General features: G+C 66.0%; 20 protein-coding genes. 3 read left to right on the plus strand and 17 right to left on the minus strand.

The window, feature by feature from the left end; genetic code table 11:
- Positions 1 to 552: 552 nt before the first annotated feature.
- Together ACQY4V_RS13615 and ACQY4V_RS13620 are read right to left on the minus strand one after the other, a co-directional pair.
- Complete coding sequence (locus tag ACQY4V_RS13615; RefSeq protein WP_428512500.1) at positions 553 to 717, minus strand: hypothetical protein; 165 nt, start codon at positions 715 to 717, stop codon at positions 553 to 555.
- Between the two features lie 138 nt (positions 718 to 855).
- Positions 856 to 1,998 carry an alpha-D-ribose 1-methylphosphonate 5-triphosphate diphosphatase gene (locus ACQY4V_RS13620; RefSeq protein WP_428512502.1) on the minus strand — a complete coding sequence of 381 codons (1,143 nt, stop codon included), beginning with the start codon at positions 1,996 to 1,998 and terminating at the stop codon, positions 856 to 858.
- Positions 1,999 to 2,045: 47 nt separating this feature from the next.
- Between ACQY4V_RS13620 and ACQY4V_RS13625 the strand changes: the two genes are divergently transcribed.
- Complete coding sequence (locus ACQY4V_RS13625) at positions 2,046 to 2,729, plus strand: DUF1045 domain-containing protein (RefSeq protein ID WP_428512504.1); 684 nt, start codon at positions 2,046 to 2,048, stop codon at positions 2,727 to 2,729.
- Here ACQY4V_RS13625 and phnN read toward each other — a convergent pair.
- From phnN to phnG, 10 genes are read right to left on the minus strand one after another with little or no spacing between them, the layout of a single operon-like run.
- Complete coding sequence (gene phnN / locus ACQY4V_RS13630) at positions 2,705 to 3,271, minus strand: phosphonate metabolism protein/1,5-bisphosphokinase (PRPP-forming) PhnN (RefSeq protein WP_428512506.1); 567 nt, start codon at positions 3,269 to 3,271, stop codon at positions 2,705 to 2,707. The two genes, ACQY4V_RS13625 and phnN, sit on opposite strands and share 25 nt — an antisense overlap.
- Positions 3,271 to 3,951 (minus strand): phosphonate C-P lyase system protein PhnL, encoded by a 681-nt coding sequence (gene phnL, locus ACQY4V_RS13635; protein WP_428512508.1) that lies wholly within the window; start codon positions 3,949 to 3,951, stop codon positions 3,271 to 3,273. Before phnL ends, phnN begins: the two co-directional genes overlap by 1 nt.
- A 43-nt stretch (positions 3,952 to 3,994) precedes the next feature.
- Positions 3,995 to 4,765: a phosphonate C-P lyase system protein PhnK gene (phnK, locus tag ACQY4V_RS13640; protein WP_428512510.1), complete on the minus strand. Its 771-nt coding sequence runs from the start codon at positions 4,763 to 4,765 to the stop codon at positions 3,995 to 3,997.
- Positions 4,766 to 4,769: 4 nt separating this feature from the next.
- On the minus strand, positions 4,770 to 5,312 hold the full coding sequence (locus tag ACQY4V_RS13645) for a hypothetical protein (protein WP_428512512.1): 543 nt from the start codon (positions 5,310 to 5,312) through the stop codon (positions 4,770 to 4,772).
- Positions 5,309 to 6,178 carry an alpha-D-ribose 1-methylphosphonate 5-phosphate C-P-lyase PhnJ gene (locus ACQY4V_RS13650; RefSeq protein WP_428512514.1) on the minus strand — a complete coding sequence of 290 codons (870 nt, stop codon included), beginning with the start codon at positions 6,176 to 6,178 and terminating at the stop codon, positions 5,309 to 5,311. The genes ACQY4V_RS13645 and ACQY4V_RS13650 overlap by 4 nt, the downstream gene beginning before the upstream one ends.
- Positions 6,175 to 6,765, minus strand: coding sequence for an HAD-IA family hydrolase (locus ACQY4V_RS13655; protein WP_428512516.1), 591 nt, complete (start codon positions 6,763 to 6,765; stop codon positions 6,175 to 6,177). The genes ACQY4V_RS13650 and ACQY4V_RS13655 overlap by 4 nt, the downstream gene beginning before the upstream one ends.
- Complete coding sequence (gene fosX, locus ACQY4V_RS13660; RefSeq protein ID WP_428512518.1) at positions 6,762 to 7,181, minus strand: FosX/FosE/FosI family fosfomycin resistance hydrolase; 420 nt, start codon at positions 7,179 to 7,181, stop codon at positions 6,762 to 6,764. The genes ACQY4V_RS13655 and fosX overlap by 4 nt, the downstream gene beginning before the upstream one ends.
- Complete coding sequence (locus tag ACQY4V_RS13665; RefSeq protein ID WP_428512520.1) at positions 7,178 to 8,266, minus strand: carbon-phosphorus lyase complex subunit PhnI; 1,089 nt, start codon at positions 8,264 to 8,266, stop codon at positions 7,178 to 7,180. The genes fosX and ACQY4V_RS13665 overlap by 4 nt, the downstream gene beginning before the upstream one ends.
- A gap of 3 nt (positions 8,267 to 8,269) precedes the next feature.
- Positions 8,270 to 8,836, minus strand: a complete 567-nt coding sequence (gene phnH, locus ACQY4V_RS13670) for a phosphonate C-P lyase system protein PhnH (protein WP_428512522.1) — start codon at positions 8,834 to 8,836, stop codon at positions 8,270 to 8,272.
- Positions 8,836 to 9,288 carry a phosphonate C-P lyase system protein PhnG gene (gene phnG, locus ACQY4V_RS13675; RefSeq protein WP_428512524.1) on the minus strand — a complete coding sequence of 151 codons (453 nt, stop codon included), beginning with the start codon at positions 9,286 to 9,288 and terminating at the stop codon, positions 8,836 to 8,838. The genes phnH and phnG overlap by 1 nt, the downstream gene beginning before the upstream one ends.
- Before the next feature lie 102 nt (positions 9,289 to 9,390).
- Between phnG and phnF the strand changes: the two genes are divergently transcribed.
- Both phnF and ACQY4V_RS13685 read left to right on the plus strand, forming a co-directional pair.
- Positions 9,391 to 10,152, plus strand: a complete 762-nt coding sequence (phnF, locus tag ACQY4V_RS13680) for a phosphonate metabolism transcriptional regulator PhnF (protein ID WP_428512526.1) — start codon at positions 9,391 to 9,393, stop codon at positions 10,150 to 10,152.
- 85 nt (positions 10,153 to 10,237) lie between these two features.
- Positions 10,238 to 11,398: an alpha-D-ribose 1-methylphosphonate 5-triphosphate diphosphatase gene (locus tag ACQY4V_RS13685; protein WP_428512528.1), complete on the plus strand. Its 1,161-nt coding sequence runs from the start codon at positions 10,238 to 10,240 to the stop codon at positions 11,396 to 11,398.
- Between the two features lie 236 nt (positions 11,399 to 11,634).
- Here ACQY4V_RS13685 and ACQY4V_RS13690 read toward each other — a convergent pair whose 3' ends face one another.
- The 5 genes from ACQY4V_RS13690 to phnC form a co-directional block, all read right to left on the minus strand.
- Positions 11,635 to 12,252, minus strand: a complete 618-nt coding sequence (locus tag ACQY4V_RS13690; protein ID WP_428512530.1) for a chloramphenicol acetyltransferase — start codon at positions 12,250 to 12,252, stop codon at positions 11,635 to 11,637.
- A gap of 6 nt (positions 12,253 to 12,258) precedes the next feature.
- Complete coding sequence (gene phnE / locus ACQY4V_RS13695) at positions 12,259 to 13,566, minus strand: phosphonate ABC transporter, permease protein PhnE (RefSeq protein ID WP_428512532.1); 1,308 nt, start codon at positions 13,564 to 13,566, stop codon at positions 12,259 to 12,261.
- 8 nt (positions 13,567 to 13,574) lie between these two features.
- Positions 13,575 to 14,462, minus strand: a complete 888-nt coding sequence (gene phnE / locus ACQY4V_RS13700) for a phosphonate ABC transporter, permease protein PhnE (RefSeq protein WP_428512533.1) — start codon at positions 14,460 to 14,462, stop codon at positions 13,575 to 13,577.
- Between the two features lie 66 nt (positions 14,463 to 14,528).
- Entirely contained in the window at positions 14,529 to 15,434 is a 906-nt protein-coding gene (gene phnD, locus ACQY4V_RS13705) for a phosphonate ABC transporter substrate-binding protein (protein ID WP_428512535.1), read from the minus strand.
- Positions 15,435 to 15,506: 72 nt separating this feature from the next.
- Positions 15,507 to 16,301, minus strand: a complete 795-nt coding sequence (phnC, locus tag ACQY4V_RS13710; protein WP_428512537.1) for a phosphonate ABC transporter ATP-binding protein — start codon at positions 16,299 to 16,301, stop codon at positions 15,507 to 15,509.
- Between the last annotated feature and the right edge of the window lie 2 nt (positions 16,302 to 16,303).

Raw genomic sequence — 16,303 nt, forward strand, 5'->3', positions numbered from 1 at the left:
AGATCCAGGCACAGGTAATCGCAAGACGGCTCCTCGGCTCACCTGCGCAAGCCTGCGTAGGGTGGGTGAAAACCCACGCCGCGCTGCCGCAGGCCCATTTCACCCAAACGACCTTGCCACGCCCGGCACAACCGCCAACGCAACGCTCAGGCCGGTCTCCCAACTCACGTCCCTCACGGGATCACCCCGCCCGTCTTCAACTCAACCCCATTTTCTTCGTACGAAGAAAATCCCCCAAGAAAATTCGTACGAATTTTCTCCAGCCGCCGGTCCGAAAAATCGCTGTGTCGCCAGCCCCCGAAAATCACCTGCGCCTATTGCAACACCGCGCCCCTGTCGCGCAGACGGCTGCCCGGCCTCCCCGGCTCCGCATCCGCAGGCGTGCGGGGCACATTCAAGTCCCACGGCGACAAATGGCAGAACCACAAAAGCCCCGCCATGATCCGGCCAGGTCGCCGATCCCGCCAAGGCCATCGGCCCGCGTCAGAGACCCCGGGATCGCAGCGGTCCCGCAATCCTGGCCCATGTCGCAGGGCCACCGCGAACATCATCTCACAGTGGCAACTGCTTGGTCTCGGGCGGCAAGGGGATGGTCGCGCCACCCATACAATAGACCTGGGCGGCATGGTTCCGTCCCACGAAAAACACCCGTCGGATCGGACAGACCGCATCTTCCCCCTCGACAGGCAGGGCATGGACCGGGGCGGGATCGAACAATACCCGGTGGACATCGACCCGACGCCTTCGCTGCCGCCCCATGCGCATTGCCCGCGCCCGTAGGGTGGGTGAAACCCACCTTTGGTTAACAAAACCCACCTTTGGTGGACAACACCTGCACGCGGCCAACAACCCGGATCACGCCACCCGGTTTCCACGGCTCCACACCGCCCGCAAGGCCGGCACGCCGCCGCGCAGGTCGAACCGGATCAGGTCCGCCCGCTTGCCGACCGCGATCTCGCCCCGGTCCTGCAACCCCACCGCCGTCGCCGGTGCCGCCGTCACCGTCGCCAGCCCCCGCGCCATGCAGTTCCAGTCCTGCCCCAGCTTCACCGCCGCCAGAAGCAGCGCCGAAGGCACGTAATCCGACGACAGGATATCCAAGAGCCCAACCCGGGCCAGGTCGCCCGCCGCCACGTTGCCCGAATGCGACCCGCCGCGAATGAGGTTCGGCGCGCCCATGATCACCGCGATATCCCTTACGTGGCTCGCCTCCGCCGCTTCCACCGTGGTCGGAAACTCCGCCATCGCCACGCCATAGCGTTTCGAGGTCTCGACCTGTGCCTCTGTCGTATCGTCATGGCTCGCCAGCACCGCGCCATAGCGCGCCGCCTCGCGCACCGCCGCCGCCTCGTGCCGCTCGCCATTTACGTCCCTCAGCGCCTTCAATTGCGCCACATGCTCTTCGAATTCCGCATCCGACAGGGCGTGCTTGCCCTTCATGTAATCGGCCAGCTTGGTGATATCCCGGAACTGCCGCTGCCCCGGCGTGTGATCCATCAGGCTGACGATGCCCACCCGATCCTCGGGTCCGAACTCCGCCATCTCCTCTTCCAGCGTTTCCGAACACACCTCGGCCCGCAGATGCAGGAAATGGCTGATCTTGAGCGCGTCTTCCTCGCGCAGCGCCCACAGCTCGCTCGCCAGCCCCCGCGCATAGGCCAGGTACCGCCCGCGCCCCGTGGGGATCGAGCCCACACGCATGGCATCGAACACCGTGGTGATCCCGGTACTGGCCAGTTCCGCGTCATGCGCCAGGATCGCCGCGTTATGCGGCCAGTCCACCTTGGGCCGCGGCTGGATATGCCGCTCCAGGTTGTCGGTATGCAGCTCGATCAGCCCAGGTGCCACGAAACCGCCGCCACAATCGACCGCACCGGCGGGCACCGCATCGCCCTCTTCGATCCCGGCAATGGAACCGTCCTCGACGCTGACACGTCCGGTCATCACCCGGTCGCGCAGGATCAGCTTGGCATTGGCAAGATGAAACGTCTCTGTCATGGAACCATCACTTGTCTTGAATTTGAAACTTGGGCAGACCCGCGCACATGGCCTTCCGACGCTACGCTGTCTACCACACCCCGCAAGGTACCCTTGGCCGGTTCGGCGCCGACTGGGTCGGCTGGGACGTGACCAGCGCAACCCAGACCACCCCGCCGGACATCGAGGGCCTTCCGGCCCCATGGGACGACATCACCGGCACACCCCGCACATACGGCTTTCACGCCACGATCAAGCCGCCCTTCCGTCTGGCCGACGGCTGGACGGAAACCGACCTCCTGACCGCCTTTACCAAACATTGCGCCCGCACCGCGCCGGCCATGCTCGACGGGCTGGAACTGGCGCAGCTTGGCCGCTTCCTCGCGCTCGTGCCCACCGGCGACACGCAGGCCCTGAACGCGCTCGCCGCCAACACCGTGCGCACGCTCGACCCGTTTCGCGCGCGCCCGACAGACGCCGACCTCGCCCGCCGCCGCGCCGCCGGTCTCACGCCAGAACAGGACGCGCTCCTGCTGCAATGGGGCTATCCTTACGTGATGGACCAGTTCCGCTGCCACTACACCCTCTCGGGCAAATTGCCCAAGGCCCAGGCAACCCAGCTTCGCGCGGCCCTCGACCCCGTGCTCACGCCCCTGCTTCCACACCCCTTCGTCCTCGACACGCTCAGCCTCTGCGGCGAGGATGCGGCGGGCCGGTTCCATCTCGTTCATCGCGCCACCCTCTCGGGCTGAAGCTGCGCCCAGACCGCCTGCGCGGCCTCCTCCACCGTCCCGGTGTTCTCGACGCGGATCACATGGTTCAAGCCACCGGGCAAGGCAAATCCCGCCCGCTCCAGCCGCGCCGCGATCACCTCGGCACTTTCGCGCCCGCGCGTCGCCAGCCGCGCCGCCAGCACCTTCCCCGGCGCCGTCAGATGCACCACGGCAAAGCCGGGAAACATCGCCTGCGCGTCCGCCAGCACCGACCGCGACAGGTTCACCAGGCACAGATGCTCCACCGCCAGATCCTCGCGCACCGAGACCGGCACGCCATAGCGCAACCCGTGCGCCCGCCAGTGCAAGACGAACGCCCCGGCCCGCGCCCGCGCCGCGAACACCTCCTCACTGACCGCCTCGAAATCCTCGCCGCCCGAATCTGCCTCCCGCGTGATCACCCGCCGCACCAGCCGCACGCCCTCGTGCCGCGCCGCCAGCGCCTGCATCACGCTGTCCTTGCCCACGCCCGACGGGCCCACGACGCCGATCAGCCGCCCGCTATGGACTCGTGCGCCCATCACGCCGCCTTCGGGGTAAAGACCGACACGTCGATCTCCCGGTCGCACACCCGCGCCCGCGCCGCCTCGTCATGGAAAATCCCCACGATGGCCGCGCCGCGCGCCTTGGCCTCCTCGATCAGGCGCAGCACCGTCTCGCGATTGGCCGCATCCAGGCTCGCCGTCGGCTCGTCCAGCAGCATCGCCGGATAGCCATGCGCAAAGCCCCGCGCAATGTTCACCCTCTGCTGCTCGCCCCCCGAAAAGGTGGTCGGGCTCAACCCCCACAACCCTTCGGGAATGTTCAACCGCCCCAACAACTCCTCGGCCCGCGCCATGGCGATACCCCTCTCCACGCCAACCGCCAACAGCGGCTCGGCCACCACCTCCCGCGTCGGCACCCGTGGCACCACCCGCAGGAACTGGCTCACATACCCCAGCGTCTCGCGCCTGAGCGCCAGGATCTCTCGCGGGGCGGCGCGGGCCACATCCACGCCCGCCACCACGATCCGGCCCGAGGCGGCCAGGTAATTGCCGTAGATCATCCGCATCAGCGTCGACTTGCCCGCCCCCGAGGCCCCGGTCAGCGCCACGCATTCCCCCGCCGCCACCGACAGCGACGCCCCCGCCATCACCGGAATGACCGCACCGCCCTGGTTGTGCAGCACGAAATTCTTCGACACGTCCTCGATCTCGATCATGACCCGGCCTTTTTCTTGCCAAAAATACTCAAATCCCGCCGCCTCAAACCTGCAACACGCTGGAAACCAGCAACTGCGTATAGCCATGCTGCGGATCGTCCAGCACCTGGTCGGTCAACCCCGTCTCGACCACATGCCCGTCCTTCATCACCATCAGCCGATCCGCCAAAAGACGCACCACCGCCAGGTCATGCGTCACGATGATCGCACTCAGTCCCATCTCCCGCACCAGCCCGCGCAACAGGTCCAACAGCCGCGCCTGCACGCTGACATCAAGGCCCCCCGTCGGCTCGTCCATGAAGACCAGCCGCGGCCCGGTCACCAGGTTCCGCGCGATCTGCAACCGCTGCTGCATGCCCCCGGAAAAGGCCGTGGGCCGGTCATCCACCCGGTCCTCGGCAATCTCGACGCGCCCCAGCCAGTCCACCGCGCTGCATCGGATCTCCCCGTAATGCCGCGCGCCCACGGCCATCAGCCGCTCGCCCACATTGCCGCCCGCACTCACCCCCATGCGCAACCCGTCCCGCGCATGCTGATGCACAAACGCCCAGTCGGTGCGCCCCAGCATCCGCCGCTCGGGCTCGGACATCGTCAGCGTGTCGCGCGGACCGTCGACGGCTGTGTCGAAGATCACCGCGCCGGCAGCCGGCACCAGATGACCGGCGAGACAGCCCAGAAGCGTGGACTTCCCCGATCCACTCTCCCCGACAATTCCCATCACCTCGCCCGGGTAAAGGTCGAACGATACGTCCCGGCATCCCACCCGGGCGCCATAGAATTTCGCCACATCGCGAACCTGCAACAAAGGAGTCATCCCGTCAGCCCTCCTTGCTATCTGCTGCGTACAGCCAACGGTCGACAATCTGCGGCGAAACATGCTTATCCTTCGCTATTTGTCGGCAAATCGAAACGTAATGGGCGTAGTCTTTCGAGTTCAGGCGTTGCGCTTTCTTACCATCAACAAGGTTGTAGGCTGCGAGCGCGCGCCACGCGCGTTGATCAATTACAGGCCACGTCTCGGGAAAAACCCAAGCAAGGACACATGAGGCAGTAGGAGTTCTCACTCCACTCAAGCTGCAAATCAATGATACCCGCGTGCTCTCGCTCTGAATCTTTTCAAGATCGAAAGCCAGTTCAGTGATCGCTTCCACGTCACGAGCATTGTTGTCTTGCGTCAGTACATGACGCCTTGGACTCTTCAGCTTGGCTATCTTCACAAGCTCGTTTTTTCTCAAGAAACCGCGATGCTTAGCATCTTGCAAATCATCGATCAGAGAAATGACAGGATCATTTTCCAGTTGGTGCGGATCCTTCCAACTCCGCAAATCTCCCATATCGAGTTTGATCTCTTCCAAGTTCACACCGCGCCCTCCTCATATGGCACGCCCTGCGCGCCCACATGTCCCGCGGCCCGGCGACCCCGGCAGTAATCCGTATCCGAACAGACGAACATCCGCCCGCCCGCATCGTCCACGATAACCTCATCGAGATAGCTGTCCCCGGCCCCGCACAGGTCGCACTCATGCTCGGCCTTGCTGGCCTCGAACGGATGGTCCTCGAAATCGAGGCTCACCACCTTGCACCAGGGCGGCAGCGCATAGATTCGCTGCTCGCGCCCCGCACCGAACAGCTGAATGGCCGCCATCTCCATCTTCGGATTGTCGAACTTCGGGATGGGCGACGGGTCCATCACGTAGCGCCCCTCCACCTTCACCGGATAGGCATAGGACGTGGCAATCGCGCCGTGCTGGCTGATGTCCTCGTACAGCTTCACATGCATCAGCCCGTATTCTTCCAGGGCATGCATCTTCCGCGTCTCGGTCTCGCGCGGCTCCAGGAACCGCAACGGCTCGGGGATAGGCACCTGGTAGACCAGGATCTGGTCCTCGGTCAGCGCCGCCTCGGGGATCCGGTGCCGGGTCTGGATCACTGTCGCATGGCCCGTCTCCTCGGTCGTCTCCACGCCCGCCGTGCGCTCAAAGAACTTGCGGATCGACACCGCGTTGGTCGTGTCATCCGCCCCTTGGTCGATCACCTTCATCCGGTCCTCGGGCGTCAATGTGGCGGCGCTCACCTGCACCCCGCCCGTGCCCCAGCCATAGGGCATCGGCATTTCACGCGACGCGAACGGCACCTGGTAGCCGGGAATGGCCAACCCCTTCAGGATGGCCCGTCGGATCATCCGCTTGGTCTGCTCGTCCAGATAGGCGAAATTGTAGTCACTCATAGCAATCCCCGCGCGTTCAGATCCCGCCGCAACCCGTCGGGAGAGGTGAAATGATGCGCCTGCCAGCCCGCCGCCCGTGCGCCCGCGGCATTGGCCGCGCTGTCGTCGATGAACAGGCAATCGCTCGGGCTCAGCGTGTTGCGCCGGCATAGCAGGTCGTAGATCTCGCGGTCGGGCTTGACCGTGCCTTCATGCCCCGACACGACCACGTCCTCGAACGCCTCGCCCAGCTGCGGATGCACCCTCAGGGCCACGGGCCAGGTATCGGCGGCAAAATTGGTCAGACCATAGATGCCGTGCCCCTTGCTGCGCAGCCGCTCCATCAGCGACCACGTCTCGCAGATCTTGTCCCGGATCGTCAGGTGAAAGCGGTCGAAATACCCGTCCAGCAACGCCGCATGCTCCGCCCCGGCGGCTGCCACCGCAGCCTCCCGCGACCGCCCGCGATCCTGCTCCAGGTTCCAGGCATAGAAATCCGCATCCATCAGGAACGCATCTATTTCCTCGTCGCTGTCGAAGGCATGGCGAAACGCCGCATACGGGTCCCACGCGATCAGCACGTTGCCGATATCGAAGACGATATTCACGCCACACCCTCCCGGCCCCGTGCATACCGCGCCAGCCGCTGCTCCAGCGTGCCGGTATGCAGCTCCAGCAAATGCCCATCCGGTGAATGAAAATACACCGACCGCCCCTCGCCTTCGACCCGTGGCCGTGGGGGCCGCATCTCCAGCCCCAGCGCCTCGATCCGCGCCACGCGCGCCTCGATATCGGCCTCGTCCACCTTGAACGCCACGTGGTTATACGTCCGCTCCGCCAGCGGCTCGCCTTTCATGATTGCCACCCACAAGTCGCCCACCATGAAAAACCGCTCCTCGGACAGCGAGAACTGGTCGGCCCCGCTGGCATAGACACAGCGCGCCTCCAGCACCTCCTCCAGCACCCGCTGCATCCGGTCCAGGTCGGCGCAGATGAAAGTGATATGCGACAGGCCGGAACTCATTCCGCCGCCTCTCGCGCCGCCTGGCCTTCCGCCTCGCGCCGCAACTTCCGAACCAGTTCCAGCTCGCTCTGGAAATCCACGTAATGCGGCAGCTTGATATGCTCCAGGAACCCCGTCGCCTGAATGTTGTCGGCATGCATCAGCACGAATTCCTCGTCCTGCGCCGGCGCACCCTGGTCGTCCTCGCCCAGTTCCTTCCAGCGCAACGCCCGGTCCACCAGCGCCATGGAAATCGCCTTGCGCTCGGTCTGCCCGAAGACCAGCCCATAGCCCCGCGTGAATTGCGGCGGCTCGGTTTTCGAGCCCTTGAACTGGTTCACCGTCTCGCATTCGGTCAGGGTGATTTCGCCGATATCAATGGCGAACCCCAACTCGGGGATGTCCATCTCGACCTCCACCGTGCCGATGCGCAGTTCCCCCACGAACGCATGGTTCCGCGCGTATCCCCGCTGGGTCGAGTAGGCCATGCCCAGCACGAACCCCTCGTCGCCGCGCGTCAGCGATTGCAGCCGCAGCGCCCGGCCCGCCGGCAACTCCATCGGCTCGCGCGTCAGGTCGGGCGGCGTGGCGTCGCTCTCATCCTCGGTCTGGATCAGCCCCTCGCGGTTCAGAAACCCGGTGATATGCGGCACCGGCCCGTCCTCGGCCTCGCCCTCCGGGGCCTCCGGCACCTCGCCCTCGGCGGCCAGTTTGAAATCCAGCAGACGGTGCGTGTAATCGAAGGTCGGCCCCAGAACTTGCCCCCCCGGCGCGTCCTTGAACGTGGCAGAGATCCGGCGATCGCAGACCATCTCGCCCGTCTCCACCGGCTCGGACGCGCCAAAGCGCGGGAGCGTCGTGCGATAGGCCCGGATCAGGAAAATCGCCTCGATCAGATCCCCCCGCGCCTGCTTGATCGCCAGCGCCGCGAGGTCCGGATCGTAAAGCGAGCCTTCCGCCATCACTCGGTTCACGGCAAGACTCAACTGCTCGCGGATCTGCGCCACCGACAGCTCCGCCACGGACGTGTCGCCCCGCCGCTCCTCGGCCAGCCATGCATGGGCGTTTTCAATCGCCCGCTCGCCGCCTTTCACCGCAACATACATGGCTCAGCCCTCCACTTTCGTGGCCCGTGGCAGCGCCGCCACGCGGGTGCCGCAGGTTAAAAAGAAATCCAGCCCCAGCGGAAACGCCTTTGCATTGCGCTGAAACGCCGCCACCTCCGGCAAGCTTAACCGCGCCGTGTCCCGGATGCCCGGCCCGCGCAACACCGCCCCGTCGGCCACCAGCTCCGCCATTTCGACGATCAGGGTCGTCGACCGGTCCGGGTATTCCGGCGTGCCCACCGGATAGGCCTCCAGCGGCCCCAGCGCCTCCCACGATCCCAAGGCGAACATCGCCCCATCCGGCCCGGCGAACGGCGCGCCGGTGTGAAACGTGATCCACTCCCGCACGGCGGGCGCATCGTGATCGCCTGCCAGGTACACAGGCGTCTCCGCATCGCACAGCGTCAACACCAGCACCCCCGCCGCCACCGACAGCGGCGCAGGCGGCACCGCCCCGGTCAGGTCCTCGATCCGCCCGGGCCGCGCCATCGCGTTCATCGCCCCGCGAAAGGCCCGCGCCGCGTCCACCGGCGCATCGCCGAACCCGCCTGTCAGTGCCTCGGTCTGCATCAATCCTCTCCCCGCTGCATGGTGAAGAACTCCACCCGGGTCGCCGCCGCCTTGGCCCGCCGCTGCGCCTTCGCCGCCGCCAACGCCTCGGTCAAAGGCGTAACGACAGTCTCGCGCACCCGGTCGGCCTCATCGGTCTGCATCAGCGCATCGACCAGCGCGGCGGTCGTGGCATGGGCCTTGTCGCGCCCCTGCACGTATCCATGCCCGACGGCCCCACAGCCCAGCCGCAACGAACAGCGCGTCACCGTCATTTCACCCAGGTTGAACGGCGCGCCCGTGGCCCCGGTCCGGCCACGCACCATCACAGCACCCACCTCGGGCGCGCGCAGCATGTCGTGCTCGGGGGCCAGCCCCAGCCCGTCCCACAACCGCGCCAAGTCGGCGGCGGGGGCCTTGGCCAGCGTGCTCATCCACGCCTGTCTTTCAGAGATTTCGGTCGTTTCGGTCATCTAGACACCTTGCAAAGTTGTCTATGTTACTATACAACTAGACAAATCTATAGCTCATTGCATCCGAGTAGCCAAGCCCCTTGCCCGTGAAGGTTTCATGACATGCCGACCAACACCGCCACACGAACCCCGGTCTGGAAATCCATCCTCGGCACGCTGACGGACGACATCGCGGCGGGCCGCTATGCCCCCGGCGACAAGCTGCCGACCGAGGCCGAACTGGCCCGCCGCTTCGGCGTCAACCGCCACACCGTCCGCCGCGCGCTGGCGGACATGGCCGAGGCTGGCACCGTCTTTCCCCGCCGCGGCGCCGGCGTCTTCGTGGCGCAGAAACCCACCGACTATCCCTTGGGGACGCGCGTGCGGTTCCAGACCAACCTGCGCGCCGCCGGGCGTCTGCCGTCGCGCCGTGCCCACCTGATCGAAACCCGCGCCGCCGACGCGTCCGAAGCCGAGGCGCTGGCCCTCGCCACCGGCGACCTCGTGCATTCCTACGACGGGCTGTCGCTGGCCGACGACCAACCGTTGGCACTCTTCCGCTCGGTCTTTCCGGCCGCCCGCTTGCCCGACCTGCCCGACGCCCTGCGCCGGCACAATTCGATCACCGACAGCCTGCGCGCCATCGGCGTGCCCGACTACACCCGCGCCTGGACGCGGGTCGCGGCGCGCCTGGCCTCCCCAACCCAGGCCGGCCACCTGCAGATCCGCGAAGGCGCGCCCGTCCTGCGCACCGTCTCGCTCAACGTCGACCCGGAGGGCCAGCCGCTGGAATACGGCCGCACCTGGTTTTCGGGCGACCAGGTCACGCTGACCCTCGGCGACGCCCTGCCCGACACCGCGGCGGAAAAAGACGTGGCGTATTAACCCTTTGTCACTCCGACGATACAAAACCACGCTACCTTGACGGGAAACGAGCGAGAGCAGTCCGATGGCCACGAAACCCTGCGACATGCGCCTAACGGGCGCGCGCGTCCTGCGCGACGGCGAGCTGCAACGCCGCTCGGTCGTCGTCCGGCAGGGCGTGATCGGCAAGGGCCCCCTGCCCGCGGTCGACCTTTCAGGCTATCTGGTCCTGCCCGGCATCATCGACCTGCACGGCGACGCGTTCGAGCGCCACATCGCGCCCCGCCCCTCCGCGCCGTTCCCGCTGGCCGATGCCCTCGCCGCCACCGACCGCGACGCCGCCTCCAACGGCATCACCACCGCGTGGCTGGCTCAAAGCTGGTCCTGGGAAGGCGGCCGCCGCGCCCCCGACCAGGCCGAGGCGCTGGCCACGGCGCTGGCCACCGCCCGCCCCCGGCTGCTGACCGACCTGCGTCTCCAGATCCGCTGCGAGACGCATCTCACCGACACCGCCGACCGCCTGCTGGCCCTGATTGACGCGCATGACATCGACTACGTCGTCTTCAACAATCACCTTGACGACGCGCTCGACGCCGCCCGGGCCCGGCCCGTCACGCTGGCCCGCTGGGCCGAAGAGGCCCGCCGCACGCCGCAAGAACACCTTGCCGCCCTGCGCGCCGCCAAGAAGAACGCCACCTTTGTGCCCCGCTTCCTCTGCCGCCTCGCCGAAGGCTTCGACCGCCGTGGCGTGCTCTACGGCAGCCATGACGACCCCGACGCCGAAACCCGCGAGACCTATTCCATGATCGGCGCCAAGATCTGCGAATTCCCCGTCACCCGCGCCGCCGCGCGGCTGGCCAACGCCGTGGGCGACCCGGTCCTGATGGGCGCCCCCAACGTGGTGCGCGGCGGCTCGCAGGCCGGCAACGCCGCCGCCGAGGACCTGATCGAGGCGGGCCATTGCGACGCGCTGGTGTCCGACTATCACTACCCTTCGCTGGCCCGCGCCGCCTTCGCGCTCGTGGACAAGGGCCTGCGCACCCTGCCCGCCGCCTGGGCGCTGATCAGCAGCAACCCGGCCCGCATCATGCGCCTGCCCGACCGGGGCATGATCGACCATGGCCGCCGCGCCGACCTCGTGGTGGTCAACGAAGCCACCCGCCAGATCGAGGCCACGATCTGCGCTGGCCGCATCACGCATCTCGCCGGCGAGGCCGCCACCCGGTTCTTCGGCGCTGGCGCCGAGCTTGCAATGGCCGCCGAGTAAGCGTCACCCAGCCTTCACGCAGCCGACACATCCCTGTTGCACGACTCGGCCATACAGGCGGCGTTCACTTGTCCCTGAACATCCCAAGCCAATTTTCATGACCAATCCGGGCGGGCTTCGGGCCGCCCAATTTGGGTCGGGACACCCCACGCCCTCCCGTGCACGTCATCCTCGGGCGCGACCCGAGGATGACACGCGCCACGCCCGTAGGGTGGGTTTCCAACCCACCACGCGGCTCAACCCTCGTATTTCTCCAGGAATCCCTCAGCCGACAGGCCCCGGAAATCCTCCAGCGCCGCCCGCAGCCGTGCATGGTCCCAATCCCACCAGCCCAGCGCCATCACCCGCTCCGCCACCTCGGGCGTCAGCCGTGCGCGCACGGGCTTTGCCGGCACGCCCGCCACGATGGTGTAGGGCGCCACGTCCCGCGTCACCACCGCGCCCGAGGCCACGACGGCCCCGTGCCCCACGCTCACCTCCGGCTTCACCTGCGCATTGTGCCCCAACCAGGTGTCGTGCCCGATGACCGCCCGCCGCGCCCGGCGCTTTCCGAACCAGTCGGCATCATCTTCCGCATCGTCCCAGTAACTGGCCGAGCGATACATGAAATGATGCAGGCTCACTCGGTCCAGCGGATGATCCGTCGCCCCCACACGCACGAAACTCGCGATATTGGAAAACTTGCCCACGTCGGCATTGGCGATATCGCACATCCGGTCGCAATAGGAATAATTCCCGAACACGGTAAACGCCACGCGGCTCCCCCGGCCCACCTCGCAAAAGGCGCCAAATGAACTCTCGGAAATCTCGCAGTCGGGATGGATCAGCGGCGCATCCGCCCTCAGCTTCGGCATTCTGCCCTAATGCCCCGCATCGTCCGACTGGATCAGCCGCCGGCGCAACATCCCCGACACCCAGTCCATGAAGATCACCATCAGCACCACCAGGACGATGTAATAGGTCACTTCTTCCCAGTCCTTCTGCGTGATGATTGCCTGCGTCAGCAACAGCCCGATCCCACCCCCGGTGATCGCCCCGATGATCGTGGCCGACCGCGTGTTGCTTTCCAGGTAATACAGCACCTGGCTCAGCAGCACCGGCGTCACCTGCGGCAGCACACCGAAGCGATAGCGCTGCACGGGCTTCGCCCCCGTCGACTGTACCCCCTCGATCTGCTTGTCGTCCACGTTCTCCAGAGCCTCGGAAAACAGTTTCCCGAATGATCCCGTATCGGTCAGCAATATCGCCAGCGCGCCCGTCAATGGCCCCAGCCCGAACGCCCGCGTCAGAATGATCGTCCAGATCAGCGCATCGACCCCGCGCAGGAAGTCGAACAGCCGCCGGAACCCGAACCGCACCGTCTTCAGCGGCGCAAAGTTCTTCGCCGCCATGAATGCGATAGGCAGCGCCACGATGGCCGCTCCCATCGTGCCCAGAAACGCCATCAGGATCGTTTCGAAAATGGCCCACATCACGTCCGAATGCCGCCACATCTCGTTGTGCCAGAAATCGTCCCAGATCTCGCCCGCCTCACCGTCGAAGGCCCGGCCCATCACCTGCCCCACGCTCATCCCGTGATAGGGACTGTCCAGCGTGAAGAAAAACAGCTCCCAGCCGGTGAAATACCGAAACACCTCCGCCCGGTTGCGCGTGACCGACAGGCGCCCCGCCTCGGTCGTGATCGCCAGCCGGTTCTTGGAGCTGTTGATCCACTCCGGCAGATCGCCGTCCGGAAACTCCTGCACCACGCCCTGGCTCCGGCTCGGCGTCGCCCGGATAACCCCGTATCCCGGCACGTCATAGCTGATCGTCTCGGGGCCGAAGACCACCACGTGACCGCCCCCAAGGTCGATCACCGTGTCGCGGCCCAGCTCCACCCACTCCGGGCTTTCCCCTTCGGGATATTCGCCTTTCCGCTCGCCCTCGATGGCCACCTCGACGGCCCCGTCGCGGTTGTCCCGCGTCACATGCACCTTGTAACTGTAGGTATCCGCCACCAGCGCCCGCGCGTTCTCGGCACTAGCCCTCTGCATCAGCCCCGGTACGTCGAAGACGAAAAAGACATAGACGAAATAGGCCAGGATCAGCGCCGGCACGCCAAAGGCCACCATCCGCTTGCGCTGAAAAAGCTTTCCGGTCTGCGCCATCAGCGCATCGGTATCGGTCATGGTCGCGCTCATCGGTGCATCTCCACCTTCCGTCCGTGAACCAGCCGGTCCCGGAAATGGCTCGACAGCTGGTCAAAGAGGACGATCGTGGCAAACAGCATCAGGAACATCGCCGCCGCCTCGTCATAGCGCCCCTGCCCCCAGCTGATCGCGTTCTTCAGCTCATAGCCAAGACCGCCCGCGCCCACGAACCCCAGGATCGCCGAGGCCCGGATATTGATCTCGAACCGCATCAGCGCATAGCTCAGCCAGTTCGGCGCCACCTGCGGCACCACCCCCAGCATCATCCGCTGGCTCCACGTCGCGCCCACCGATTCCAGCCCGTCCAGCGGCTTCAGCGACGCGTTCTCGTTCACTTCCGAGAACAGCTTGCCCAGCGCTCCCGCCGTGTGGAACGCAATCGCGATCATCGCCGGCACCGGCCCTCCCCCCAGCACGAAAATCAGAATGAGCGCGATCACGATCTCCGGCACCGCGCGGGTGATGTCCATGATCCGCCGAAAGACCGGCACCAGCCGGGGAAACCGCGCCAGCCCCCGCGTCGACAACAGCGACAGGATGACCGCCGCCAAAGCCCCGACCAAGGTACTGACTGCCGCGATATTCACCGTCTCCAGCAGAGCCGGGAAAAACGTCACGAAATGCGCGGGCAACTGGCCCGCCTTTTCCACCGCTTCGGCCACCACCTCGCCCGGATAGTCGAAGAAATTGTCCAGCCCGCCGATGAAAGAGCCGCCATTGCGCTCTTCGGCCAGCCGAAAGCCAGACACCATCAGCAGGATGAAGACCAGCAGCGTGATCCCCGAATAAAGCCGCCGTTTCGACACCTGCGCCATGTAGGTCGCCTGCATCTCGCTCAGCCGGGGCGCGCCGCCGGGTTGGGTCACATCTGCCATGAAGCCTCTCGGGAAATATGCAAATGGCGGGCCCGGTCGGGGCCCGCCACCTCTATCGTCAGACGCTTATTGCGACGCCGACTTGCGCGCCTCGATGATCGACAGGTACGCGTCATGCGTGATCGGATCGAAGCCCAGGCTTTCGCCGGCCGAGATCGAGTAGGTGCAGTCGCGGTCGGTCTCGTACATGCCGTCGACCAGCGCCACCATCTTCTCTTTCACGTCCGCGGGCAGCGACTTGCGCAGCACGATCGGGCCTTCCGGGATCGGCTTCGACTTCCAGATTTCCACCAGGTCGTTCATGTCGACCAGGCCCGCATCCACGGCCTTGCGCAGCGCGCCCGAGTTGTACCCGTCTTCCCAGTTGCCCTGGCCGTCGGCCCAGGTCACACCGGCGTCGATGTCGCCGTTGTTCACCGCGACGATGGTCTGCTCATGACCGCCGGTGAACTTCACCTCGCCGAAGTAGTCACCCGATTCCATGGTGATCTCTTCACCCGCCTGCGGGATCTCGATCGACGGGATCAGGTACCCGCTGGTCGAATTCGGGTCACCGAAGCCAAACACCTTGCCTTCCATGTCGTCGAGGCTGGTGATGCCGCTGTCCTTGCGGGCAAACCCGATGGAATGATAGCCGTAAGAGCCGTCCATGTTGATCTTGACCAACACCGGCTCGACCGCCTCGGGGTCCTGCAGATAGGTCGCGGCATAACCCGACGCGCCCAGCCACGCCATGTCCAGCGTGCCGCCGACAAGGCCCTGGATCACACCGGCATAGTCGGCCGGCGCGAACAGCTTGGTTTCGACGCCAAGGGCTTCCTCGGTGTAATTCTTCAGGCACTCGTGCGAGCTCAAACGGTCCTGGGCGTTCTCGCCGCCAAGGATACCGATGCGGAACTCCTCGATTTCCTGGCCCAGCGCGGGCGCGGTCAGGGCGGTAGTGGCCGCAAGGGCAGCAATCAGTTTCTTCATCTTGGTCCTCCAGTCGGGTTGTTGCCGCCGACCCCCGTGACCGGCGCGCAGATGAATTTCAGGGTCGTAGGGTCAGGCAATCTCGCGCTCCGGCGTCTCGATTGCGGTCGAGGTCGCGGCCTCGGAAAAACTCGCGTCCGCGCCATAGATGTCGCGCGCCACGCCCGTGGTCAGCTGTTCGGGCGTGCCGTCGAACACCACCCGTCCATGCAGCATACCGATCACCCGATCACAGTACTTGCGGGCGGTATCCAGCGTATGCAGGTTGGCGATGACGGTGCGGCCGTCCTCTTCGTGGATGCGCCGCAGGTCGTCCATGACCAGCTTGGCGTTCATCGGGTCCAGGCTCGCTATGGGCTCGTCCGCCAGCACCACCTTGGGCTCCTGCATCAGCGCCCGCGCGATGGCCACGCGCTGCTGCTGCCCGCCCGACAGCGCCTCGGCCCGCTTCGGCGCGTGTTCGGCAATGCCCAGCCGGTCCAGGATGGCGATGGCGCGATAGATATCGGCCTGCGGATAGAGGTTGAACATCGTGGCAAAGGTCGACCGCCTGTTCAGCGTGCCGTGCAGCACGTTCGACACCACGTCCATGCGCGGCACCAGGTTGAACTGCTGAAAGATCATCGCGCAATCGGACTGCCACGCGCGCTTCTCGGCGCCCCTCAGCGCGGTCACGTCCCGGCCCTCGAACACGATGCTGCCGTCGCTGGCATCCGTCAGCCGGTTCAGCATCCGCAGCAGGGTCGACTTGCCCGCGCCGGACCGCCCGATGATCCCGATCATCGCAGGCTTCTCGACGGTGAATGACACCGCATCGACCGCCGTCTGGCGGCCAAAAACCTTCGTAAGCCTGGTAAGTTCCAGCACAG

The organism is Roseovarius sp., from assembly GCF_965277045.1.
In the GTDB taxonomy this organism is placed as follows: domain Bacteria; phylum Pseudomonadota; class Alphaproteobacteria; order Rhodobacterales; family Rhodobacteraceae; genus Roseovarius.